Origin of the sequence: Nocardia sp. CA-145437 (genome assembly GCF_050956485.1) — a bacterium.
Lineage (GTDB): Bacteria > Actinomycetota > Actinomycetes > Mycobacteriales > Mycobacteriaceae > Nocardia.
In genome coordinates this window covers 4218498-4236682 of record NZ_CP191204.1, presented here as the reverse complement: position 1 = coordinate 4236682, position 18185 = coordinate 4218498, and the positions used below count along the sequence as shown (strand labels likewise).

The 18185-nt window shown below is 65.9% G+C and carries 21 protein-coding genes; 13 read left to right on the top strand and 8 right to left on the bottom strand.

From position 1 onward, the window contains the following. The first annotated feature begins 212 nt into the window (after positions 1 to 212). Positions 213 to 800 (top strand): suppressor of fused domain protein, encoded by a 588-nt coding sequence (locus ACQPYY_RS19745; protein WP_433590497.1) that lies wholly within the window; start codon positions 213 to 215, stop codon positions 798 to 800. Between the two features lie 33 nt (positions 801 to 833). Here ACQPYY_RS19745 and ACQPYY_RS19740 read toward each other — a convergent pair whose 3' ends face one another. Beyond that, positions 834 to 986, bottom strand: a complete 153-nt coding sequence (locus ACQPYY_RS19740; RefSeq protein ID WP_379103852.1) for a hypothetical protein — start codon at positions 984 to 986, stop codon at positions 834 to 836. Positions 987 to 1004: 18 nt separating this feature from the next. On the opposite strand from ACQPYY_RS19740, the gene ACQPYY_RS19735 reads away from it, so the two are divergent. Continuing rightward, entirely contained in the window at positions 1005 to 1658 is a 654-nt protein-coding gene (locus tag ACQPYY_RS19735; protein ID WP_433590496.1) for a hypothetical protein, read from the top strand. A 21-nt stretch (positions 1659 to 1679) separates the two neighbouring features. Here ACQPYY_RS19735 and ACQPYY_RS19730 read toward each other — a convergent pair whose 3' ends face one another. Continuing rightward, on the bottom strand, positions 1680 to 1985 hold the full coding sequence (locus ACQPYY_RS19730) for a hypothetical protein (protein WP_433590495.1): 306 nt from the start codon (positions 1983 to 1985) through the stop codon (positions 1680 to 1682). After that, on the bottom strand, positions 1972 to 2355 hold the full coding sequence (locus ACQPYY_RS19725) for a hypothetical protein (RefSeq protein ID WP_433590494.1): 384 nt from the start codon (positions 2353 to 2355) through the stop codon (positions 1972 to 1974). Before ACQPYY_RS19725 ends, ACQPYY_RS19730 begins: the two co-directional genes overlap by 14 nt. A 163-nt stretch (positions 2356 to 2518) precedes the next feature. On the opposite strand from ACQPYY_RS19725, the gene ACQPYY_RS19720 reads away from it, so the two are divergent. The 6 genes from ACQPYY_RS19720 (at position 2519) to ACQPYY_RS19695 (ending at position 7779) form a co-directional block, all read left to right on the top strand. Beyond that, positions 2519 to 3403 carry a helix-turn-helix domain-containing protein gene (locus ACQPYY_RS19720; protein WP_433590493.1) on the top strand — a complete coding sequence of 295 codons (885 nt, stop codon included), beginning with the start codon at positions 2519 to 2521 and terminating at the stop codon, positions 3401 to 3403. Positions 3404 to 3405: 2 nt separating this feature from the next. After that, the gene (locus ACQPYY_RS19715; RefSeq protein WP_433590492.1) at positions 3406 to 3618 is read left to right on the top strand and encodes a DUF397 domain-containing protein; all 213 of its coding nucleotides are present in this window, start codon (positions 3406 to 3408) and stop codon (positions 3616 to 3618) included. 189 nt (positions 3619 to 3807) lie between these two features. Continuing rightward, complete coding sequence (locus tag ACQPYY_RS19710) at positions 3808 to 4992, top strand: SPFH domain-containing protein (protein WP_433590491.1); 1185 nt, start codon at positions 3808 to 3810, stop codon at positions 4990 to 4992. Between the two features lie 886 nt (positions 4993 to 5878). Then, on the top strand, positions 5879 to 6943 hold the full coding sequence (locus tag ACQPYY_RS19705; protein ID WP_379103838.1) for a hypothetical protein: 1065 nt from the start codon (positions 5879 to 5881) through the stop codon (positions 6941 to 6943). 39 nt (positions 6944 to 6982) lie between these two features. Then, positions 6983 to 7483 carry a hypothetical protein gene (locus ACQPYY_RS19700; protein WP_433590490.1) on the top strand — a complete coding sequence of 167 codons (501 nt, stop codon included), beginning with the start codon at positions 6983 to 6985 and terminating at the stop codon, positions 7481 to 7483. 71 nt (positions 7484 to 7554) lie between these two features. Then, a complete protein-coding gene (locus ACQPYY_RS19695; RefSeq protein WP_433590489.1) occupies positions 7555 to 7779 on the top strand; it encodes a hypothetical protein in 225 nt (74 codons plus the stop codon). A 209-nt stretch (positions 7780 to 7988) separates the two neighbouring features. Here ACQPYY_RS19695 and ACQPYY_RS19690 read toward each other — a convergent pair whose 3' ends face one another. Further along, positions 7989 to 8837, bottom strand: coding sequence for a GNAT family N-acetyltransferase (locus ACQPYY_RS19690; RefSeq protein ID WP_433590488.1), 849 nt, complete (start codon positions 8835 to 8837; stop codon positions 7989 to 7991). A gap of 561 nt (positions 8838 to 9398) precedes the next feature. On the opposite strand from ACQPYY_RS19690, the gene ACQPYY_RS19685 reads away from it, so the two are divergent. Next, positions 9399 to 9908, top strand: a complete 510-nt coding sequence (locus ACQPYY_RS19685) for a hypothetical protein (RefSeq protein ID WP_433590487.1) — start codon at positions 9399 to 9401, stop codon at positions 9906 to 9908. 153 nt (positions 9909 to 10061) lie between these two features. Continuing rightward, positions 10062 to 10778, top strand: coding sequence for a hypothetical protein (locus ACQPYY_RS19680; RefSeq protein WP_433590486.1), 717 nt, complete (start codon positions 10062 to 10064; stop codon positions 10776 to 10778). Between the two features lie 415 nt (positions 10779 to 11193). Here ACQPYY_RS19680 and ACQPYY_RS19675 read toward each other — a convergent pair whose 3' ends face one another. Then, positions 11194 to 12036 carry an SDR family NAD(P)-dependent oxidoreductase gene (locus tag ACQPYY_RS19675; RefSeq protein ID WP_433590485.1) on the bottom strand — a complete coding sequence of 281 codons (843 nt, stop codon included), beginning with the start codon at positions 12034 to 12036 and terminating at the stop codon, positions 11194 to 11196. Between the two features lie 374 nt (positions 12037 to 12410). On the opposite strand from ACQPYY_RS19675, the gene ACQPYY_RS19670 reads away from it, so the two are divergent. Then, the gene (locus tag ACQPYY_RS19670) at positions 12411 to 13022 is read left to right on the top strand and encodes a TenA family protein (RefSeq protein WP_433590484.1); all 612 of its coding nucleotides are present in this window, start codon (positions 12411 to 12413) and stop codon (positions 13020 to 13022) included. Between the two features lie 224 nt (positions 13023 to 13246). Here ACQPYY_RS19670 and ACQPYY_RS19665 read toward each other — a convergent pair whose 3' ends face one another. Further along, a complete protein-coding gene (locus ACQPYY_RS19665; protein ID WP_433590483.1) occupies positions 13247 to 13537 on the bottom strand; it encodes a hypothetical protein in 291 nt (96 codons plus the stop codon). A gap of 816 nt (positions 13538 to 14353) precedes the next feature. Further along, positions 14354 to 15523 (bottom strand): cytochrome P450, encoded by a 1170-nt coding sequence (locus tag ACQPYY_RS19660; protein ID WP_433590481.1) that lies wholly within the window; start codon positions 15521 to 15523, stop codon positions 14354 to 14356. 605 nt (positions 15524 to 16128) lie between these two features. Here ACQPYY_RS19660 and ACQPYY_RS19655 point away from each other — a divergent pair. After that, positions 16129 to 16692 (top strand): S1 RNA-binding domain-containing protein, encoded by a 564-nt coding sequence (locus ACQPYY_RS19655; protein WP_433590480.1) that lies wholly within the window; start codon positions 16129 to 16131, stop codon positions 16690 to 16692. Between the two features lie 58 nt (positions 16693 to 16750). Here the strand turns inward: ACQPYY_RS19655 and ACQPYY_RS19650 are convergent, their stop codons facing one another. Next, complete coding sequence (locus ACQPYY_RS19650) at positions 16751 to 17152, bottom strand: winged helix-turn-helix transcriptional regulator (RefSeq protein ID WP_433590479.1); 402 nt, start codon at positions 17150 to 17152, stop codon at positions 16751 to 16753. Positions 17153 to 17264: 112 nt separating this feature from the next. On the opposite strand from ACQPYY_RS19650, the gene ACQPYY_RS19645 reads away from it, so the two are divergent. After that, on the top strand, positions 17265 to 18137 hold the full coding sequence (locus ACQPYY_RS19645; protein WP_433590478.1) for an alpha/beta fold hydrolase: 873 nt from the start codon (positions 17265 to 17267) through the stop codon (positions 18135 to 18137). Positions 18138 to 18185: the final 48 nt, after the last annotated feature.

Here is an 18185-nt window from a genome sequence, read left to right as displayed (position 1 = left end):
AGGGCGGCGCCAGGTGGTTGCTGTCAGTTGTCTATGACAGGTCAATGGGGCCGTGAGCGCTACGTTAACATCAGAAGGTTGGTTTGCTGGAAAGTCTCTACGTCACTTGCCTGTGTTGGCACTCGTCAGTGTGCCCACCCGCTTCGAAGCATGGGTGCCGGCGGTTCGACGCACTGCCGGACACTCGTGCCCGGCACCGTAGGCTCGCTGTCGTGGAGCACGACGAAGCCATCGAACGTCATGTCGAAGAACACTTCGGGCCAATCGAGTTCGTGATGCACGAGGTCGGGATGGCGGATCGCGTGCATGTGCTCGTGGTGGGGCCGACGGAAGGCCGACCGTACCGGACGCTGGTCACCGAGGGGATGAGCGGACGGCCGATGCGAGTGCCGGAGGGGGTGAGCCCCCTCGCCGAGTTGATGATCGGCTTGCCCGCGGATTGGCCGTTACCGGACGACGGCGGGTCGTGGCCGGTCCACCTGCTGAAGTACATGGCTCGGTTCCCTCACGAACGCGAGACATGGCTCGGCGCATGGCATTTGGTCCCGAACGGCGATCCGGTTCAGCCCTATGCCCCGGATACGCCGTTCGCGGGTGTGGTCGTGACTCCGATGCTCGACGTCGAACCGGAAGCCAGGGTCATCGAATCCAGCACGGCCATCAACCTTCTCGCCCTGGTGCCGTTGCATCAGGCCGAGGTTGCGCTGAAGATCGATCATGGCACCGACGCCCTCATCGCGACGCTCGATCGAGGCGAGGTCAGCGAGGTGTTCGACCCGGATCGGCCCTGTCTGCTCTGATGCCTCGAGGCCGAGGACTACACGGGCTCAGCCCTAGGCGGGCCGATCGTTGAGGCGGGCGTGGAGGCGGTCGCGGATCTCGTCGGGGGTGTAGGCGCGGCGTTTGCGTTCGGAGCGCACGATCACCACTCCGGTCGCCGCGACACCTGCGGCGCCTGCCAAGCCGAGCCACTTCCACCAGCGCATGCGCCTAGGCTAGCGGTTGTGTCACGCGAAGCGCTGTCGAGTGTGGGTTTGGATGAAGCGGTCGATCTCACCAGGACCGGTGATCTGTGGCTGTTTCGGGGGCATTCCGGTGCCGACCGGGCGATTCGGGGGCTGACGAACAGTCCGGTCAACCATGTCGGGATGGCGGTGGTGATCGATGATCTCCCGGCCCTGATCTGGCATGCCGAGCTCGGTCGTTCGCTGCCCGACGTCTGGTCGGGCAACAACCATCGTGGGGCCCAGCTGCACGACTTGCGGGCCGCGGTCATGCGCTGGGCCAACGTCTATGAGCAGCAGGCGTGGATCCGCCAGCTGGATCGGCCGGTCACCCGGGAGATGGAGGATGCCGCGCTGCGGATGGTGGCGAGGCTGGACGGCATGCCCTTCCCCTCCACCACCGCGCTCGCGGGACGGTGGTTGCGCGGCCGGGTACCGCGAGCGAAGCGATCGGCCACGCCCGAAACCACTGCGGGACTGGAGAACGCGTACTGCGCGGAGATCGTCGCGATGACCTACCAGGCGATGGGCCTGCTGCCGGAGAAGCGCCCGAACTGGTATGACCCGGGCCGGTTCTGGAGCGGTGACAACCTGCGTCTGGCCGACGGCTACCACCTCGGAGGGGAAATCGCGGTCAAGGTCCCCGCGGACTGATGCGGAGCCATCCGGAACGGTTCAGTTCATCGGCACGGTGTGATGGTCGAGGACGTCCTCGATCGGGCGGAGGCCGGTGTCGGGGTCCGTGGCTTCGGCGCCGTCGAGGATCGTGTCGAGGATGGCGGCGTGGTCCAGAGTCGCGGGGAGACGGCGGGATTCGCGGGCGCTGACGATGACCGCGTGCAGCACGGTCGCGTACACGCGAGAGCGGGGGACGATCAAGCGCCAGCCGTGGCGTTCACGGTCGCGCAGGCGAGCCTCGATGGTGTCGAGAACGTCCTGGATGACCTGAATCTCGACGTGGTCCGGGTCATCGCACGGCACGGCGACCTCCGAAAAGCAGTGTGCTGTAGGCGACCGCGGCCACCCGAAGCAGAGTGAGCAGCGACCGCTTGGGGGACGCCGAGGGGCGTTCCGCGCGTGCGTCGAGCACCATACGCCCGGCGGAGACCAAGGCGGTGCGCGCCCGCCGCCGCACCAGGCAGGTGCCGACTCCGCACCCGAGGTGCAGTTGCATCGCGATATGCGCTTGCGCGGCAGTCAGTTTGCCGGGATCCGAATAGCACGACCACAGCCCGCGCACCGCATAGCCGACCACTGCGGTCTGCTCCGCCGCCCTGTCGGCCGCCTGGCGCTTCTCTCGTTCGATCCGGTCGATGATCGCCTGCACCGACCACGGGTTCTTGCTGGACATCGTCACCTACCTGGGGTTTCGTCGTTGTCCGTCAAGGAGACCACCCCACGATCAGCCGTGACATTGTCATTTAGGGATTCTCGTAAAGCAGCCGCAAAAGCCCAGCAGCGCTGTCACTCTGGGATCGGCGCAGTGCCACTCTGACCGAGTCGAGGAGTTTGCGATGCCCGAGGAGAACCCCCGCGCTTCGCTGCCACGTCGGCAGCTCGGGCGGTACATTCGCCGCCAGCGCGAAGAGAACACCGTACTCACGCAGGCTGAGGTAGCGGCCGCGATGCAATGGAGCCACAGCAAATACTCCCGGCTGGAGCGGGGTGAGCCGGGGCGGATTCTCGATCGCGATCTCCGCGAGCTCGGCAAGATCCTGGAGATCCCGGACGAGAAGACCGACGCCATGATCGAACTCGCCCGGCAGGTGGCCGAAAAGACCTGGTACAACAGTTTCAACGACCTCATTCGGGCCAACTTCGACGTCTACATGCGGATGGAGACCGAGGCCGGATCGATGGAGATCTACCGACCGGACCTGGTTCCAGGGCTGTTCCAGACCGCCGACTACGCCCGCTCGCTGAACCGGACCTACTTTCCGAAAGACTCTGAGGAAGAGCAGGATCGGCGGATCGAGCTGAAGCTGAGGCGGCAGACGATCATCACGCGTAAGCGGTCGCCCATCACCGTCGATCTGGTGCTGCACGAATCGGCCCTGCGTACCACAGTCGGCAATGACGTGATCATGGCAACGCAACTTCGGCATCTGGCCGACCTCGGTACTCGCCCGAACATCACGGTTCGCGTCGTGCCGTTCCAGGCGGGATTCCCACTCGGGACACCGGTTGGGCCGTTCGTAACGCTCGACTTCAAGCCGGACGTGAAGGGCGTCGCGGAACCGACGGTCATCTATGTCGAGAGCTATACGGGCGATATGTACCTTGAGGGAGAGGCAGATGTCGGCAAATACCGTCGGGCGTTCGCGACGATCCAGCGCGTCGCGATGGATGCGGTCACGAGTCGAAACATGCTGCGGCAGTGCGCAAGAAGGGAATTCTGAGGATGAACGATCGTCACCTTGCTGAAGCCGAGTGGTTCAAGAGCAGCCGCAGCTCTGGAAACTCGGAATGTGTGGAGGTCGCGTTCCTCGACGGGGGCATGGTCGGTATCCGGGACTCCAAGAATCCGACCGGTTCGGCGTTGGTGTTCGCGCCCGGCGAGTGGGACGCCTTCACCGCCGGCGTGGCGGGCGGGGGCCTCGGCGCGCCCGCCTGAGCCGCGCGGAGAACGGTAGCCGACCGCTATGGCCTGTGCGGGAAAGTCCGCGCGGGCCTTGGTCGTTCATGGATCATTAACACTGCTCGTGGTTGGCTCGATAGCCATCTGACGGTGACCGGCGCGTTGCTGACCTGTGCCATACTCGGCGCGGGCTGCGGTCGCGCCTGAGGGAGGAAAGAGAGCTCGATGGGCCTGTTCGACATGATCCGCGGCGAATTCGTCGACATCATCGAATGGCTGGATGACAGCCGGACCACGTTGGCCTGGCGGTTTCCGCGGTACGAGAACGAGATCAAGAACGGTGCGGAGCTGATCGTCCGGGAGGGGCAGCAGGCCGTCTTCGTGTATCGGGGGCAACTCGCCGACAAGTACGGGCCCGGGCATTACACGCTGACCACCGAGAACATGCCGATCATGTCCACCCTGCAGGGGTGGCGGCACGGGTTCAACTCGCCGTTCCGGTCCGAGGTGTACTACGTCAATACCCGCGCGGTCACCGATATGCGGTGGGGCACACCGCAGCCCGTCACCGTGCGCGACCCCGACTTCCGGATGGTGCAGATCCGCGCCAACGGCACCGCGAACGTGCGGGTCACCGATATCGAGGTGTTCCTGCGGCAGATGATCGGCACCAACGCCGAGGTCGACGCGGACGTGCTCAGTGAGCAGCTGCGCGCCAATGTCGCGCTCGCGTTCTCCGACATGGTGCTGGCCAGCGGGCTGGGCGCCATCGACCTGCAGGGCCGTCAGGTCGAATTGTCCGACAAGCTGCGCGAATTCGTGGGCCAGCGACTGTCCGGCTTCGGTGTCGGGGTCGAGGGCGTCACCATGAGCATCTCGCTGCCCGAGGAGATCCAGCAGGCCATGACCCGCGGCGTCGCGCGCGGTGTCGAGGCCGGCGGGTTCATGAACAATGTCGACCTCAACCGGTACCAGCAGATGCAGGCCGCCGACGCCATGCTCGCCGCCGCCCAGAACCCCGGCGGGGGAATGGGAGCCGCCATGCAGGCCGGGATGGGTGTCGTGCTGGGCGGGCAGATGGCGGGCGCCATGCAGGGCAGCATGCAGCCGCAGCCCGGCTACGGTCAGCCCCAGCAGGGCGGCTTCGCCCAGCCCGCGCCGCAGCAGGCCCCGCCGCCGCTGCCGGGTCAGCAGCAGTTCCACTTCGACAATGGCGGCCAGGCCGCGGGCCCGTTCCCGATCGACCAGCTACGCCAATACGTTTCGGGTGGACAGCTGACCCGCGATACCAATGTGTGGGCCGAGGGCATGGCGGGCTGGGCCCCGGCCTCAACCGTCGCGGCGTTGCAGTCCCTCTTCGCGACCCCGCCGCCGCTGCCGGGCACTCCGCCGCCGCTGCCCCCGCAGTAACGGCGACCTCCGCAACCGGACCCACCCGGCCCACCCGTCGGCGCATGACCGCCGACGGGTCGGTTCGCCGTACCCGAATCCGGTCACCCGCCCGATCGAACGCCCGACAACTCGGTGCGTCCCGAAACTCCTTCCACCGCAACAGCGTGACCAGCGAGTCCGCCGCACCGAGTGAGCGCACATGAACGACCACCAGCCCCCACAGCAGCCCGCGGGCCCGCCCCCGCTGCCCGGCGGCGACGCCGCCCCGCACACCGCGGAACCCCGCCAGTGGACCCCTCCCGTCGCGGCCAACCCCGGCGGCGAGGCGGCGGCCCCGTCCGGCCCGCCGCCCCTCCCGGGCGCCGCGCAACCCGGACGGACGATGCCGCCGCCGATGCCCGGCGTGGGAAACCCTGTGCCGCCCCCGCTTCCGCCGCGCGATGCGACCGGTGTCCCGCCGATGCCCCAGGGCGCCGCGATGCCGCCCCAAGGTGCCGTGAGCCCTCCGCCCCTGCCCGGGGCCACGGGATCTCCGATGCCGCCGCCGCTTCCAGCGCAGGGGTCGCGCGGTCCTGTCGGCGCTCCGCCCGCCGGTGGGGGCGTGGGAATGGCTGTGCCGCCGCCGCTTCCGGGTGGATTCGCGCCGAATGCGCCGATGCAGCCCCCGATGGGTGCGATGCCGCAACCGATGATTGTGGCTCCGGTGCTCGTGCCCGGGGCGAGCGAACCCGAGCATGGAGCGGGAGGGCCTGGGCCGCAGGCTCAGCCGGTGGCGCCGGATCGGGCCATGTTGCACGGCACGGAGATGACACGGACGTATCCGTGTACGGCGTGTGGGGCGCAGTTGGTGTTCGATCCGGCGGGGCAGGATCTGCTGTGCCCGAGTTGCGGGAACCGGTCGCCGGTGACCGCTCCGAACGTGCCGGTGCAGGCTCGGGAGTTGGGGCCCGCGATGGCGGCGCTGCGGGAGTTGCAGGGGCAGGCGGCGGGGCCGCAGGTGACGGGGGAGTGGGAGGTGAAGTGTCAGAACTGTGGTGGGACAACCGGATTCAATGGCAGCCTCACCGCCACTCGGTGCCCGTACTGCGCTACCCCGATTCAGCGTGATGACGTGCACAATGCGCCCGCTCGGCTGCCGGTGGACGGGGTGGTGCCGTTCCTGGTGGGGGAGAAGCAGGCTCGGGAGCTGGTCGAGAAGTGGGTGTCGAAGCGGTGGTTCGCGCCGTCGAACTTCCGGAAGTACCGGCGGATCGGTGCCTTCTCGAGTCTGTACACGGCCTACTTCACCTATGACGCGGACACCGCGAGCTGGTATCAGGGTGAGCGCGGCGACGACTATCAGGTGCGGGTCGGGACCGACGAGGACGGCGATCCGATCTACGAGACCCACACGCGATGGCATTCGGTGGCCGGCGAGGTCGGCAACGAGTTCGCCGATCTGCCGGTGCTGGCCAACGAGAACTTGAACCGGGACCGGATCCGGTCGCTGGAACCGTGGCCGGTGGAGCAGGCGCGCGCCTACTCGCCGGAGTTCGTGGCCGGGCACCTGTGCCGCACCTACGACAAGGACGCCGAGGAGTCGTTCCCGGAGGCGCAGCAGCGGATCGAGTCGGCCATCGAGTCGAGCGTGCGCGCCGACATCGGCGGCGACCACCAGCGCATCCACGAACTGAACACCAACTGGAACTGGCTGGCGTACAAGCATGTGCTGCTGCCGATCTGGCTGCTGACGGTCGTCTACATGGACAAGACCTATCAGGTGTACATCAACGGCCTGACCGGGCAGGTGTCCGGTGACCGGCCGTGGAGCAAGGCGAAGATCATCGCCGCGATCCTGGCGGTGCTCGCCGTGATCGTCGCGGTGGTGGTGGCGTTCGCGGTCGCGCGCGGGCATCACACGCCGAGCCATCATCCGAGCGGGCCGAGCCACTCCACCGTCGTGCCTCCGCGCCCCACCACCCATCGATGACCCACCGACGATGACCCACCGAGCAGAGCGGAACCGACCGTGTTGATCTTCGTAGCCGTCGCGCTGATCCTGATCGCCGCCGTGGGCGGCGGCATCATCCTGGTGTCGCGCGGTCAGCGCGCCTCGACCGCCACCGCCAACCAGGTGGTGCCGGGCATGCCGACCCGCGCCCCGGCCTCGTGGGCGGGCTCGCACGACCCGGAGCCGCGCCTGCACCGTCGCCTGCGCGACGCCATCCGTGCCCTGCACACCGCCAACACCCTCGACGACGCCACCACGATCGTGTTGCGCGCCGAACTCGAGCAGGCCGCTCTGGCCTGGGACGACCGTTTGGTCGCCATGGCGGCCCTGCCCGCCGCCGCCCTGACCGAGCAGCGGGCGACCGCCACCCAGGCCGTCGAATCCATCGAAGCGGCGGTGGCGCAATACGTTTCGGCTGCCACCCAGCGCACCGCCGCGGAGGTCACCGCCGGGCTGACCGCTGCGCGGGCGCAACTCGAGATCCAGGCCGAGATCCGCAAATCCCTCGAGGCGGGCTGAACCCGGGAGGCGCGCGCAGTCCCTCTGGGCTCGGGCGGTTGTCGTTTGGGACCGACGTAGGGTGAGGTCCTGTGGAATCAGACAGCAAGCTGGAGGACTTACGGTCAGCCCTCTCCTGCGTTTTCGAGAAGCTCGGTGCCGAGAGCCTCACCGAGCCCGACCGGGTCGAGTTGGTGGCGCGCGCCGAGGTGGTCCAGGACCAGATCGATGCGATTCAGGATGTCATCGACGACGAGGAGCGCGACCACTTGCCGACTACGCCTGCACCGGCGCCTTCGGGTGATCGGTTGTTCTGAGGCGTCGCTGAACCCCGCGGGTCGCGGCATGAGCGTGTGTGTCGCTGAGGACACGCACTGCGGTTCGCTATCCAGCCCCAGAACCCCGATGGAGTCCTTTCTGGCTGCCTTCGAATCGCAAAACCAGGCATAGACAACCTGGACCTGATCGCCAACGGCAACAACGGCTATGCCGCCTTCGACGACGACCCGCCGAGAACTCGGCAGGGTCAAGGCATTTCCGCAGGCACCTGCCGGTGCTCGTACCAGATTCCCGGGACGACCGATCCGTTCGGCAACTGCTGCGCTCGACGATCTTTTTCCGTCGCTCCGATCCTGTCGCAGATGCGCTGCACCGCGAGATTCGACTCGCTCGTGCCGATCTCGACGGTAGTGAAACCGGCGTCGTGGATCGCCTCGACCAGCGCGGCCACCGCTTCGGTCGCGTAGCCGGCGCGCCGGTGCCGTGGTCCGATCCACCAGCCGAGAGTTCGCGACGATGCGTCGCTACCGCTCGGGTGCACGCTCGCGCCACCTACCAGGGACCCGTCCGACCACGCCTCGAACACGAGAAGCCCAGGAGTCGGTAGCCCCGCCCCGACGGCCTTCACCATTACCTGAGCATCGCGTTCCGACCACCCGTTCCCGGCAAGCATCTCCGCATCGATCGTCGCGGCGAGCGCGACCGCGTCCTGCCGAACCGGCGGGCGCAGCAGCAGTCGTGCGGACTCGACCTTCCACAGCACGCCATAACGCGCCCTGATTTCCTTGTCGACCAGCCCACTGACCCTCCACGCCCAGAGCCCGCCCGCGACAAGCACGACGCCCACCACGAGCATCACCCAGACGGCGATAACGAGTCCCCGTGCAGCGGAGCCCGATACGACCGTAAACACGACCCCGACAGTCACCGCCGGAGCCCCGACCATCACGATCCAACTCGCCAGCCCACGAGCGGTGGCACGCCAGGGGCCTTGCTGAAGGGCCGCTCTGACATACGTGATTCGCCACATCGGAAACATGCGCGAACCATATTCGATGCTGTCGAACCGACGCGGATCCCGGCCCAGAAACAACAAAAGCCGTAGGTCGGTGACCTGTGTCGGTGGCGAGGTCTACACATAATCGGCAGTAGCGGATGTTCCTGCACCGCGGTCAGTCTCAGCTGGGGTCCGCCCCGCGCTGGTCGGTTCGGTCAGCGCTGTCTGCGGCAATACCGCACGTTCGAGTTGTGCCCGTCGTAGAGCTTTTGCCGGGCGTCGCCATCCGTTGCCCAGGCAGGCAGTGGCTCTCGCGCCGACAACCACTGCGGAGGTATTCCGCGTACGCCGCCTCGCGTGCCGATGCCACCGCAACATCACTGCTCCGATACCAACGTCCGTACGGCGCCCACCAGCGCGCCGCACGCGGACGACGCGTGGACGCGGATCGGCTCGGCGGGCAAAGGGATATCGCGGTTGCGGCCGCACGACCTTCGGCATGACACCTGTGCCGGGCGACGTGCCAGACGGCAGAAGAATGCGTTCAGGCTCGATGGAGGCATGGCCTTCGGAGGTGCATCCGGGGCCGCGGGGCGCTGTGGACTACTCCAGATCGTAAGCAGCACAAAAAGATCCGGCAGAACCGGATAGGTTGATTATGTGATTACCGCGTTGATTGCCGTCGCTGGAACGTTGCTGGGATCCATTGTTACCCACTACTTTCAGCGGGCTTCGGCTGAAAAAACGGCCCGGCAGAGCTTCTCGGAACGGCTGCGGCAGGATCGCTTGAATGCATACAACGCATTTGCGGCCGCAGCGATCGAGTACCGCCATCACCAAATCGAGAGATGGCATCGGCTCAGCCAGGATCCCGATGCTGAGCTGAACACGAGATCGGAAGCCTTTACCAAGAAGGCAGCACTGAAAACGGAGTTTCTCCGCCTCAAGTTGCTGTCCGACGATATCCGTCTGCATCGACTGGCAGACGAAGCGATCGAAGCGATTCGAGGGATTCAGCGAAGCGGGGCGGCCGCGAGCGATGCGGACGAACATGAACGACGCTATCTAGCAGCTACGGCGGCGATCGACGCGTTTGTTCTATACGCGGCCAACGATATCCAGACCGTGCCCGCTATTGCCGCCAGGGCTGTCGATTCCGTCGACCAATGATGCCGCGCAGGATGAAATCGGTAGTTGCGGATATTCCGCCAGCCTCGGATCAGTACCGCCGGTTGATCTTCCGATGCCCGCGATGGCCGGTTCGGCCGAACGGCATGTCCATTGCTACCATCGGGCGAAGATCGACTTCGGAGGGGAAGTTTCATGTTGGTAATTGTGGGGATCGTGTTGGCGGCGTTCATCCTGATCGCGGTCTTGTCGAGCATCGACAAGAAGCCGAGTATCGGACAGGCGAATCCGAAGGACAGTGCAATCGCGGCAGCGGTGGGCGGGCAGATCGGTTGGCCCACACCGCAATGGCCCGATCAGCACAAAGCCAACCTTGGGCCAGAAGCCGACAACGGCCGACACACCAACCCCATCCATGGCACTGTCAGCGGCTTCCACTTCGTCTCGTATCGCACCCAGTGGACCTTCCATCCATCGAGCAGCCCTGGTGTGATATTCACCTACGACGCCGATGCTGTCGGCATCATCGGGATCTCGCAGAACCTTCCCGACCTCGAGATCATCTCGGCGCACGGCGACTGGCGTGCGACATTGAGCGGGAGGTCGTTCGATGATCGCAAATTCACCAGTGGCGACGCCGATTTCGACACCAAGTGGTCCTTCTACAGCGGCGACGCTGGGCACGCGAAACCTTTGCTGACCGCCCAGGCCAAAGAAGTGCTGACCATACTGGACCAAACTGTTGGCGCGCTGCGAATTCGAGTCCACGGCGGGGTACTTCATGCCTGGTTCAAGGCCAAGGAAGATGTTCGATCGCAGGACCAGCCATACCTGCGATACCTGCAGGCGTTGAGCGTCCTTGCGCGCATCTTGAACGCAGCGGCTCATGAGCATCAGCCGAACCGATACTGACCTATTCGGTCGCGGCGACGGGAGTTCATTGCCTGTGTAGAAGGCGCAGCGCCGCAATGGCCGCGGGGCGTCCGCTCACCCCGTGTGGCCCGGCGCCAGTCAAACTATCGCCGCGCCAGTTACTCTCGTTGTCCTGGTCCTGGACTCATCGGTCGCAGCCCATTGTTGACAATCATGATGGCCGTGCGCCGAGGCGCAACCAGGCACCTCTGGAGTGGCTCGTCGATGTCCTGATCAGAGGCGTATTCGCGTGGGCACATCGCAATCAGCCCTGCACCGTCGAAGTACAAGCAGTCGGCGCGTAAACCGTAACGGGTGCAGACTCATTGAGCTCCACCCGGTGTTCCGCGCGGGTCCCAGTCGTGTCGCTGGCCGTCTTCGGTGGCAGGTTCGGTCAGCGCGGCATGCGGCGGGGTCAGTTCCAGCCGGTGGGTGATGCTTGGGCGATGGCGTCGGGGATGGTGGTGCCCGGGAATCCGATCCGGTCGACGATGGGTCGGATGAGGCCTGGGATCCGTGCGGGTAGGCCGAGTCGTTTCGGCACGACGATCAGGTCGGCGCGGCGTTCGATGCCTGAGACGATGCCGGCGACCACGTCGTCGAGGGGGATCATCTTCCACAGGCCACTGGCGTTTCCCTTCCACAGGGTGTTGCCGGCGGGATCGGAGTGGATCTGGTCCATCATCGGCGTCTTGAAGAAGGTGGGGTGCGCACTACCGACACCGACCCCGAGGTGGCGCACCTCGAGGCGGGTCGAGTCGGCCAGTGCCCACACCCCGGCCTTGCTCGCGGTGTAAGCGCCTTGCAGGGGAGAGTGCACGAACGCTGCCATCGAGGAGATCGCCAACAGGTAGCCCTTCTGCTGGGTGACGTGCGGGAGCCCGGCGCGGAACGTGCGCCAGACGCCGTTCAGGTTGATGTCGGTCACGCGCTCGAAGACGGCGGGGTCGACAGTGGCCAGCGGAGCCATTGCCCCGACGCCGGCGTTGGCGATCACCACGTCGATACGACCGAAATGCGCGGCCGCAGCATCGATTGCCCGCTGAAGGCTGTCGAAGTCCCGGACATCGGCGGCCCACCCGCGGGCGGCGGTGTCGGGGCCCAGCGCTTCGGCTTGCCGCGCGGTGGCGTCGGCATCGAGGTCGAGCAGCGCCAGGTTGGCGCCACGGGCGGCCACGGCGCGTGCGAGCGCGGATCCGAGTCCGCCGGTGGAGCCGGTGATCAGGACGGTGCGCCCGGCGAGGTGGTAGCGAGACACGGTGGATGACTCCTCGGTTGCGATCGAAGGTGCGCGGTCGATTCAGGCGGTGAGGGGACGTTCTGAGCGAGGAAAGCGAGCTGGCCGGCGATATTTCGTTCGAAGTGTTCGCCGGCGTAGATGTCGACGTGTACGGCAGGGGGTGATCAAGAGGAGATTTTGACCCGTGGACTTCGTCATCGATCTGAACCACGCCGCTGCCGAGATCATCTCGCGCCTGCCTGCCTGGACAGTGGCTGGGATACCGACGTCGTTCAGCAGTGATAGCACGATGTACTCGATGCCGGGCCGCCGCGCGCGAGGTTCGGTCAGCGCGGCGGACCCGGCGCAACACCGCCGCCACCGCGATCAGGCGAGTAGGAGAGACTTCTCGCATGAGTCTTGCAGCACGTCTGGAGCAGCTCGGCCGCCCGCTGGTCGAGGAGCAACTTGCGCATCCGACCGTCGCGGGGATCGCGAAAGGCGACCTCGCCGAGCCGGTGTTCCGCTCCTGGCTGGAACAGGACTACCTGTTCCTGCTCGACTACGTCCGCGTCTTCTCCCGCCTCGCCTGGCAGGCGCCCGCCGCCCACCTCGGTGACCTGGTCGACCTCGCGCACGCCACTTTCCACGACGAAATCTCGCTGCACCGCAGTCTGGCCGCGGAGTTCGGCGCCGACCTCGATGGCGCCACCAAGGGCGAGCCGTGCACGAAATACACTGCGTTCCTGCTGGATTCGGCCGCGAACTACGCCGACGGCCTGGCCGCCCTCTACCCCTGCATGTGGGGCTATTCGACACTCGGCGCGATCCTCGCCCAGAACCCTCCCGCCGACCCGCGCTACCAGCGCTGGATCGACACCTACGCCGACCCCGGCTTCGCGGCCCTCACCGCCCGCTGCGCCCAGATGCTCGACGAGGCCGGCGGCGACAACGCGGAGGAGCTGTTCCTGACCGGCATGCGCCACGAACTCGCGTTCTGGGATGTGCCGATCAGCCACGGATGAACCGGTAGGTCGTCCGTCGAATCCGCCTGACCGAAATCGGCCGATATCTCGACTACCTCGGCCGCGAGATGGTCCAGGCCGTTGAACGGTGGCACGCATCAGGGACACGACCCGACGGTTGCTGATACGCAGATGGTGTCGGATTTCGCGCTCATAGCCAATCGTTCCTGGATCCGCGCGAAGGTGCCACGTCCTCGACTACGCGGTCGAGCGTCAGATACCTTTCAGTGGCCGCTACCGGGGGCGCAGATGAACGGACCGGCTCGCAGCAGGTCACAGACCACCAATTCGACGATGTTCCAGTACATGTCACTCGAGCCCTGGCTCACCGAGAACCCCACATCGCCGCCCAGCGCGCGTTCCAACGATCCGGTTTCGGCCACAACTGGCGCGACGGGTGCTTCGGCAGCGGGCTGCAAAACCAGCGGCGCGGCGCTGGCGGTTCCGGCCGCAGCGGCGGCGATCAGGCATCCGGCCGCAGCGGCGATAATGCGTTGTCTGGCAGCGGCTTTCATGGGCGCTCCTCATGTTTCGTGATGTCGGTGCCACCCTACGCATGTCTGAAGCGTCAGGGTTTCAAGTTTTCTGCCCCTACTTCTGCGGTCGGCACTACAGACCAGCGCACTGCCACCACGCCGGACCGCCTGGGTTGCGGTGAGTGCGTTCACTGGATCGGCCACGAACTGAGAAGTGTTCGCTGGAAAGGGACCCTCTCCGCACCCGCCCCGAGAATTCCCACCGGTCGATCCTTCGCCGCCACGTTCCGACTCGGGGATGAATCGACCAATGTGCCAAGCGAGGACAGGCCGCGCCGACCAGCACCACTGATCGGCGGAGATCGCTCGCTCACCGGCACGAGCGTGCGTTCTGCACCGCACCGAGTCCCGGCGCCCCGCGCCGGCCGGTTCGTCAGCGCGGTATTCGGCATTATGGTGCGTCCAGCACGGACGTCCAGAGGGGGCGTAAACCTCATGGCCATCGAGATCCTGCCAACTCCTTGACGCGAGACACTTTCGCGGTGATGTGTTCAAGACCGCGTTCGCCGGACCGGACCCGCTGCTGCGACACGTCCGCACGCGGGTGCGATCACCCCAGCCGAACGGTGCCCCGAATCCCCGCCATGCAGATACAGGTTGGGGATCTCGGGACGTTTCGTTCACTCCAAAGCCCCCGGTGGAAACGCGATGTCATCGGGGGCGCCACCGATGACCGAGAGCTGGTTGGCGTTGGTCGAGCCATCCAGCCGGTAGCAGAATCATCCGTATTCAGCGGGGTTCCAGGAACGGGTCGGCTTGTTGGTGATGATGAACCGCAATGCCTTGATCATGATGTCACCTCCTTCCTGGGGCTCGGTCGGGCGCGGATAGGGCTCGTGGGGTACGCCGCAGGGTGAACGGCCTGGGGGTCGCGGCATTGGTCACGATCGGGCGGGTATCACCGCCGCCGATGACGCGCAGAGAGGTGTTCTCGATGAGGGTGGTGGCTGCATCGGTGACCAGATCGTGGGCGACCGCGGCGCCGGCGCAGGTGAAGGGGCCGGAACTGAAGGGCACAAATGGGCCGTGTTCGCTCGGTCGAATCCAGCGGTCGGGTTGGAATGCCTCTGGTCTGGTCCAGTGTTTGTTGTCGTGATGGAGCAGATAGGGGCTGATGGACAGCAGGTCGCCGGTCTGGAAGGCGATCCCCCCGAACTCGCCGGGATAGGGAACGGGACGGCTGACCATCCAGGAGACTGGCCGGTGCCGCAGGGCCTCACGTACCACCCAGTCGACGGGCCAAGGCCATGGTGAGCCGGGAGAGTGGAGACTGCCCAGCAGCACCGACCACGCGAGCGAGTAGCCCAGCGGTCCCACAATGGACCGGAACATCAGCACATACAGCTGCGCCACCGTTGTATCGGCGACGCTGTCGGGACAGGCACCGATCACGGCATCGAGCAGATCCCGTGGTTCGGCTTCCGCAGTGCGGCCGGTGGCGCTGCGCCGGTCCCGGATCTGCTCGTTCAGCGCGGTGGACAGCTTGGCGCGCAGCAGCTGCGCCCGCGCCCGCTGCGCCATTCGGGCCGGGCGAAGCGCGCCCACGCGTGCATTTCGCTCCAGTAACTGCCGCAACTCGGGAGAACCATCGGGGTGCAGCAACACGTCCGCGGTGCACCGATACATCAGCTCGACCCCCGCTGCGGGCCAGCGGGTGACGGAGGGCATTTCGATCACCGCCGCCGCCAGGGACTCGCGATACTCGGGCGTACGCGTCCGCAGAATCGCGCGCACCGCGCGGCCGAAATCGACCTGAGCAGACCGCGAAGGCAGCATAGAACCGAAGAACCCGGACTTCCCCGTATTGAAAGCACGGTCACTCAACACCGTCAGCGCCAGACTCGTATCGCCGACACACCACCCGCCCCACGGCAGCCCGAACACCTCTACCGGGCTGGTCCGGCGCAGATTCTCGAGGAAACCCAACGGATCACGCCGGAACCGGCGCATCTCTGCAAAACCCATCGGACGGTCCTCTCATAGAGAGGTGAGCGATTCATCAGATGTTTTCGAGCGGATTTATCCACTGGCTGTGCGTACAAACGCAGATCAAGCATAGTATCGACTAATTTTACAAGCGAGGCCGTGGAGGTCGACCACGAGGCGAGTACCCAGGCACCGCCGGGGCCTTTCGAACACTGTGCCAGCAGTGAAATCGGTTCACGATCACCCGCGACCGTCGGCAACCGGTCATTGAGGTCTAACCGTGGTCTAACCGGCGCAAACCCGATCCGCCTCGGCGAGGTCCCGTTGCCAGGCGCGCGTACATGAACATGTCGCGGCGTCGATTGCCGACCTTCTGCCACGATCTGAGGAGCCCTTCGCCTTCGAAACCGGCTCTCTCCGCAATGCGGATCGAAGCGCGGTTCCAAGGTTCCACATCGCACTAGGGTTCCGGACAGCCCACACCTTGCGTCTCGCGAACGAACGCTCACGAGACACCCTGATGCTGTCGGCGGCCGGATCGAACGCCCTCAACTCGGCATGTCAGTGCGTTCGGTCGGCCCATGGGGCGGCACGGCCGGATGATCAGTTGAGAGGTCGGAGCGCGTCATGTCAGGCTGGACGGCATGGACTGGCGAGCCGAGAGCCCGGAACTCTGGGCGTTCCTGGAATCATTGCGGGGCGGCGAGATTCTCTCCGGCACTGTCACGGCGATAGAGCGCTTCGGCGTCTTCGTTGCCTTGGACGATGGTCCCGAGCATCCTCTCTACCCGGGCGTCGGGTTCATCTCGATCCCAGAGCTGTCCTGGCGACGCTTCGACGCGGCTTCCGATATTGTTCATGTTGGGCAGCGCGTTTCAGGTGAGTTCCTCCAATTCGACGAATGGAACGCAGAAGCCAGGCTTTCCCTGCGCGCAACACAGCCCGATCCCTTCCACGCCTTCGCCGCGTGCACCGTCGTGGGCCAAGAAATACACGGACACGTCACCAAGCTGGTGCCGTTCGGCGTTTTCGTCCAAGTCTCAGAAGGGGTCGAAGGGCTGGTTCACCTTCGAGACCTCACATCGACGCCGGTGGCGGCTCCAGAGGATATCGTCCAGATCGGGGACGAGGTCACGGTCGTCGTCACCCAAATCGACCAGGGAAACCGTCGGCTGTCCCTCTCCCGACAGGCCGCAGGTCAGCCCTGACTCCGAGCACCCAAGGCGGTGAAGGGGCGACACCGCTGGTTTCGCCCTGGCTGGCGAGCTATTCGGTGGCGGTCGGGTCGGCTTGCGTGTCGTTGACGGTGTTGGCGTAGTCGATCTCGGCCATATGCTCCTCGGCCCAGGTGCGCAACGCCGCTAATGGGATCTCCAGGGACAAGCCCAGTTCGGTGAGCCGGTAGTGCACGCGCGGTGGCACTGTCGGTTCCACTCGACGGGTGACCAGACCGTCGCGGACCAGGTTGTGCAGGGTCACAGACAGCATTTTCTGGGATACGCCGGGCATTCGCCGCCGCAGCTCGGCGAAGCGCACCTCACCCGGGGCGGCCTGCGCGAGGACCTTGACTGCCATCGACGTCCATTTAGTGCCGATGCGGTCCAGCAATTGCCGTGTCGGGCATTGGGAATCGAAAAGATCACCGCGAACCGGTGCCTTCGCGTGCACTGATCGAGTAGTCACCTGGACCTCACCACCTGTAGCCGAAGTGCCTTCTTGGCAGCCTAATGGAGGTTACCTACCGTTTCCTGGTAACCAACGGTAACCGTATGGAGGTCCCGTGACCCACACGCCACCGCTTCAAACCGCCCCTGTCGAGCTGCGTCAGATCGAGACCAACGGCATCCGCGCCAATGTCGCCATTGCCGGCTCTGGCCCCGCAGTCGTTCTGCTGCATGGTTTTCCGCACACCTGGCGCCTGTGGAGCGAGATCATCGGCCCGCTGTCCACGCATTACCGGGTCATCGCCCCGGACCTGCGCGGGTTCGGCGCCACCAGCCGTGCGCCGGACGGCTACGACGCCGCCACACTGGCCGCCGACATCGCCGGGATCCTCGACGCCCTCGGCGAACCCACCGCGGCCGTGATCGCGATCGATGCCGGTACCCCGGTCGCGGTCCTGCTCGCCTTGCGCCACCCCGACCGCGTGCGACGGCTGGTGGTCATGGAAGCCCTGCTGGGCGCCCTCCCCGGCGCCGAGGACTTCCTCGCCGCGGGTCCGCCATGGTGGTTCGGATTCCACGCCGTCCCCGGTCTCGCCGAAACGGTCCTGCTCGGCCACGAGGCACGTTATATCGAATGGTTTCTCACCACCGGCACTCGAGGCCGAGGCGTGCGGGCAGATATCCACGACGCGTTCATCGATTCCTACACCGGAGTCGACGCCTTACGTTGCGCCTTCTCCTACTACCGGGCACTACCGACCAGCGCCCACCAGATCGCTCACGCCGTAGCGTCCAACCGGCTCACCACACCCACCCTGGCGATCGGCGCCCACCCCGTCGGCGACGCCCTCGAGCGGCAGCTCCGACCCATCACCGATAACTTAGTAGGACAGGTCATTCCGCATTGCGGTCACATCATCCCGCTGGACAGACCGTACGAACTGCTCGACGTCATGATGCCTTTCCTTGCCGCCGAACAACCCGCCTGACCACGGGGCCGCATCAGCGGGCATGCCAATCGGCAGATGCGGACGTTT